The sequence below is a fragment of the Streptomyces sp. UH6 genome (assembly GCF_013421635.1).
Classification (GTDB): domain Bacteria; phylum Actinomycetota; class Actinomycetes; order Streptomycetales; family Streptomycetaceae; genus Streptomyces; species Streptomyces abyssomicinicus.
In genome coordinates this window covers 1-4288 of record NZ_JACADT010000476.1, presented here as the reverse complement: position 1 = coordinate 4288, position 4288 = coordinate 1, and the positions used below count along the sequence as shown (strand labels likewise).

At 69.6% G+C, this 4288-nt stretch carries 2 protein-coding genes and 1 pseudogene; 1 reads left to right on the top strand and 2 read right to left on the bottom strand.

Features of this window, described 5'->3' with window-relative positions:
• Positions 1-857 (bottom strand): annotated as a pseudogene (locus tag HW445_RS20290) (GAF domain-containing sensor histidine kinase); the annotation flags it as partial.
• A 488-nt stretch (positions 858-1345) separates the two neighbouring features.
• On the opposite strand from HW445_RS20290, the gene HW445_RS20285 reads away from it, so the two are divergent.
• Entirely contained in the window at positions 1346-2083 is a 738-nt protein-coding gene (locus HW445_RS20285) for a transglycosylase SLT domain-containing protein (protein WP_180222408.1), read from the top strand.
• Between the two features lie 111 nt (positions 2084-2194).
• Here HW445_RS20285 and HW445_RS20280 read toward each other — a convergent pair.
• Positions 2195-4288 (bottom strand): ABC transporter ATP-binding protein/permease (locus HW445_RS20280; protein WP_180222407.1); only part of this gene is annotated, 2094 nt, incomplete at its 5' end.

The following is a 4288-nucleotide window of genomic DNA, read 5'->3' as shown; positions in this document are numbered from 1 at the left end:
GTGTGGGCGCGGTCGAGGACCTGGACCTGGCTGCGCAGGGTGGCGACCAGTCCGTCCTCGTCGAGCGCGGCGGGCCGCAGCTCGATCACCGCGGCGCGCAGTTCGTCGGTGGCCTCGGCGGCCAGTGCGGCGACCTCGCCCATGGCCTCCTTGGCGCGGGCCGGCGCCCGGTCGATCAGGGTGGCGGCGGCCTGGGCGGTGAGGCGGAGCGAGAACAGCTTCTGGCTGACCGCGTCGTGCAGCTCGTGGGCGAGGCGGGAGCGCTCCTCGGCGATGGTGAGCTCGCGGCTGCGCTCGTAGAGGCGTGCGTTGGTGAGGGCGATGGCGGCGTGCTGGGCGAAGAGGGACAGCAGTTCCTCGTCCTCCTCGGTGAAGCCGCAGGCGTCGTCCCCGGCCGCCGGGGCCCGCGGGCCGGCCCCCTCCTTGTCCGTGCTCTCCCCCTCGGTCGCCGCCCGGTGCGTCCTCTCCTTGTTCGCCAGGTAGAGGGCACCGAGGATCTCGTCGCCGTCGCGGATCGGCATGCCGAGGAAGTCGGTCATCTCCGGGTGGGCGGCGGGCCAGCCCTCGAAGCGGGGGTCGGTGCGGACGTCGTCGAGGCGCTGCGGGCCCTCGTGCAGCATGGCGGCGAGGATGCCGTGCTGGCGCGGGAGGGGTCCGATGGCCTTCCACGTCCGCTCGTCCACTCCGTCGACCACGAAGCGGGCGAAGCCGCCGCAGTCGTCGGGCACGCCCAGGGCGGCGTAGCGGGCGCCGAGCAGCTCGCGGGCGCGGGCGACGATCGTCTTGAGGACGTCCCCCACCTCCAGGCGCCGGCTCATGGCCAGCAGCGCGTCGCTGACGGCGGCCAGGCCGGCGGGCGAGCGGGTGGTCCCTTCGTTCATGGCGGTCACGCTACCGGCGGCCCGGACGGGCCGGATCGGTCGCGAGAACCAGGTGCAGACCGGTCCCCGGTCCCGGACCCGGCCCCGACGCCCCCCGAAATCCATTGACAGAAAGCATTGCGCAAGCAACCGTGCGTGAGGAGCCCGGGGGCGCCGTGTGAGGCCGTCCATGAGACGGCCGTCACGTACGAAGGCAGATAGGAGACAAGTAGGACATAGCCGCCCCGCCTGAACTGGACTTAGATCACTATCTGTCCTGATTTGCCGGTTACGTTCTCCTATCCACCTTCGTAGATCACATGATTGCCAGGCCGTTTTGCGATCGCTAAGAATTGCTCATGTCGCTCACCGCAGCGGATTCGTCCGCGGCGCAGACACGCCCCTCGGGTGCACTTCCGTCCGGCCCGTCCGGACAGTCCGAACCCCCGGACGCCGAGCGACCTCCGCGCAACGAATGAGGTTCCATGCCGAAGTTCAACCTTTCCGCTTACCGCACCGCCGTCACCAAGAAGCAGATGCAGAAGGTCGGCATCGCGGGTGCCGGTGCCCTGAGCGCCGCGGCCCTCGCCTTCACCGTCGTCCCGGCCAGTGCCGAGACCGCCACGGACGAGGCCGTCCAGGCCCAGCCGGTGGTCTACAGCGCCGGTCAGATCCAGAACGTGAAGGCCGGCATCGCCGACCAGGCCGCGGGTGCGAGCGTGAAGGCCGAGGCCGTGGCCGCCCAGCAGGCGGAGCAGAAGGCCGAGGAGAAGAAGGCTGCCGACGAGGCCGCTGCCAAGAAGGCGGCTGCCGAGAAGGCCGCCAAGGAGCGCCAGGAGAAGGAAGCCAGCCGTTCCGCCGCCCGTCCGGTCGCCAAGAAGGCCGAGACGAAGAAGGTCTACGCGAACAACCTGGACGGTTGGATCCGCGAGGCCCTCGACATCATGGACAAGAACGACATTCCGGGCTCGTACCACGGTCTGTACAAGAACATCATCCGAGAGTCTTCGGGCAACCCGAAGGCGATCAACCTCTGGGACATCAACGCCCAGAACGGCATCCCGTCCAAGGGCCTGCTGCAGGTGATCCCGCCGACCTTCGAGACGTACCACGTCAAGGGCACGCCGGACGACATCTACCACCCGGTGGCCAACATCGTGGCCGCGGCCAACTACGCCGCCGACCGCTACGGCACCATCGACAACGTCAACAGCGCGTACTGAGGCAGGCGCGGACCTCTGAGCGGCAGACGCTGACACGTTGAAAGGGCGGCACCCCACCGGGGTGCCGCCCTTGCGCCATGTCCGGACCGCCTCAGGCGCGGACCGGCCGGGTCACTTGCGCATGACCTCCGGCTCGTGGCGGCGCAGGAAGCGGGCCACGAAGAAGCCGCAGACGGCGCCGAGGCCGATGAGCGCGATCATGTCCAGCGACCAGGTGCCGAGGGTGTGCTCCCACAGCGGGTCGTTCGCCGCGCCGGGCTCCGGCGGGGCGATGCGGTTGAAGTCGAGCGTGGCGCCCGCCGCCGCGACCGCCCAGCGCGAGGGCATCAGGTACGAGAACTCGTTGACGCCCGGTGTGCCGTGCAGGGCGAAGAGGCAGCCGGTGAAGACCACCTGGATGATCGAGAACATGACCAGCAGCGGCATGGTCTTCTCGGCCGTCTTCACCAGCGCCGAGATGATCAGGCCGAACATCATCGAGGTGAAGCCCAGGCCCATGATCGGCAGCGAGAGTTCGACCAGGGCCATGCCCTTGAGCAGCAGCCCTTCCTCGGGGATCTCGCGGTTGGCGAAGCCGATCACGCCCACCAGCAGACCCTGGAAGACCGTGATCAGGCCCAGCACGAAGACCTTGGACATCAGGTACGCCGACCGGGACAGGCCGGTGGCCCGCTCCCGCTCGTAGATCACCCGTTCCTTGATCAGCTCACGGACCGAGTTGGCGGCGCCCGCGAAGCAGGCGCCGACCGCGAGGATCAGCAGGACGGTGGTGGCCGTGCCGTTGGGGACGATCCGCCCGGTCTGCGGGTTCAGCGGGTTGGGCAGCAGGCCGCGGTCCGGGTTGATCAGCAGGCTCACGGAACCGATGACGGCCGGCAGGATCACCATCAGCGCCAGGAATCCGCGGTCCGAGGCGATCACCGACACGTAGCGGCGGACCAGCGTCAGGAACTGGGAGAACCAGCCCTGCGGCTTGGGGGGCCGGATCGCCTGCGGCGGCGCGTACGCCGTCTGCGGGGCCACCGCGTCGAGGTCCGCGGCGTACGTCTGGTAGTGCTGCGAGCCCTTCCAGCGGCCCGCCCAGTCGTAGTCGCGGTAGTTCTCGAAGGCGGAGAAGACGTCGGCCCAGGTGGAGTAGCCGAAGAAGTTGAGCGCCTCGTCCGGCGGACCGAAGTAGGCCACCGCACCGCCGGGCGCCATCACCAGGAGCTTGTCGCAGATGGCCAGCTCGGCCACCGAGTGGGTGACCACCAGGACCGTGCGGCCGTCGTCGGCCAGGCCGCGGAGCAACTGCATCACGTCGCGGTCCATGCCCGGGTCGAGGCCGGAGGTGGGCTCGTCCAGGAAGATCAGCGACGGCTTGGTCAGCAGCTCCAGCGCCACCGAGACGCGCTTGCGCTGGCCGCCGGAGAGCGAGGTGACCTTCTTGTCCTTGTGCACGTCGAGCTTGAGCTCGCGCAGCACCTCGTCGATCCGGGCCGCGCGCTCGGCGGACGTGGTGTCCGCGGGGAAGCGGAGCTTGGCCGCGTAGCCGAGGGCCTTCTTGACGGTGAGCTCCTTGTGCAGGATGTCGTCCTGCGGGACCAGACCGATGCGCTGGCGGAGCTCGGCGAACTGCTTGTACAGGTTCCGGTTGTCGTAGAGGACGTCGCCCTGGTCGGCGGGCCGGTAGCCGGTGAGCGCCTTGAGCAGGGTCGACTTGCCGGAACCGGACGGGCCGATCACCGCGACCAGCGACTTCTCGGGGACGGCGAACGAGACGTCCTTGAGGATCTGCTTGCCGCCGTCGACGGTGACCGTGAGGTGGCGGGCCGAGAAGCTGACCTCGCCGGTGTCGACGAACTCCTCCAGCCGGTCGCCGACCAGCCGGAACGTCGAGTGGCCCACGCCGATGACGTCGGACGGGCCGAGGACCCGGGTACCGCCCTTGGGTATGGGCTGGCCGTTGACGTAGGTGCCGTTGTGCGAGCCGAGGTCGCGGATCTCGCAGCGGCCGTCGGGCATGGCGTGGAACTCGGCGTGGTTCCGGGAGACCTGGAGGTCGGAGACGACCAGTTCGTTCTCCAGGGCGCGGCCGATGCGCATCACCCGGCCGAGGGACAGCTGGTGGAAGGTGGTGGGGCTGCGCTCCGCGTGGACCGGGTACGCGCCGGCGGGACCCGCCTGGTGCGGGAACGGCGGCTGCGACTGCGGTTGCGGCGGCTG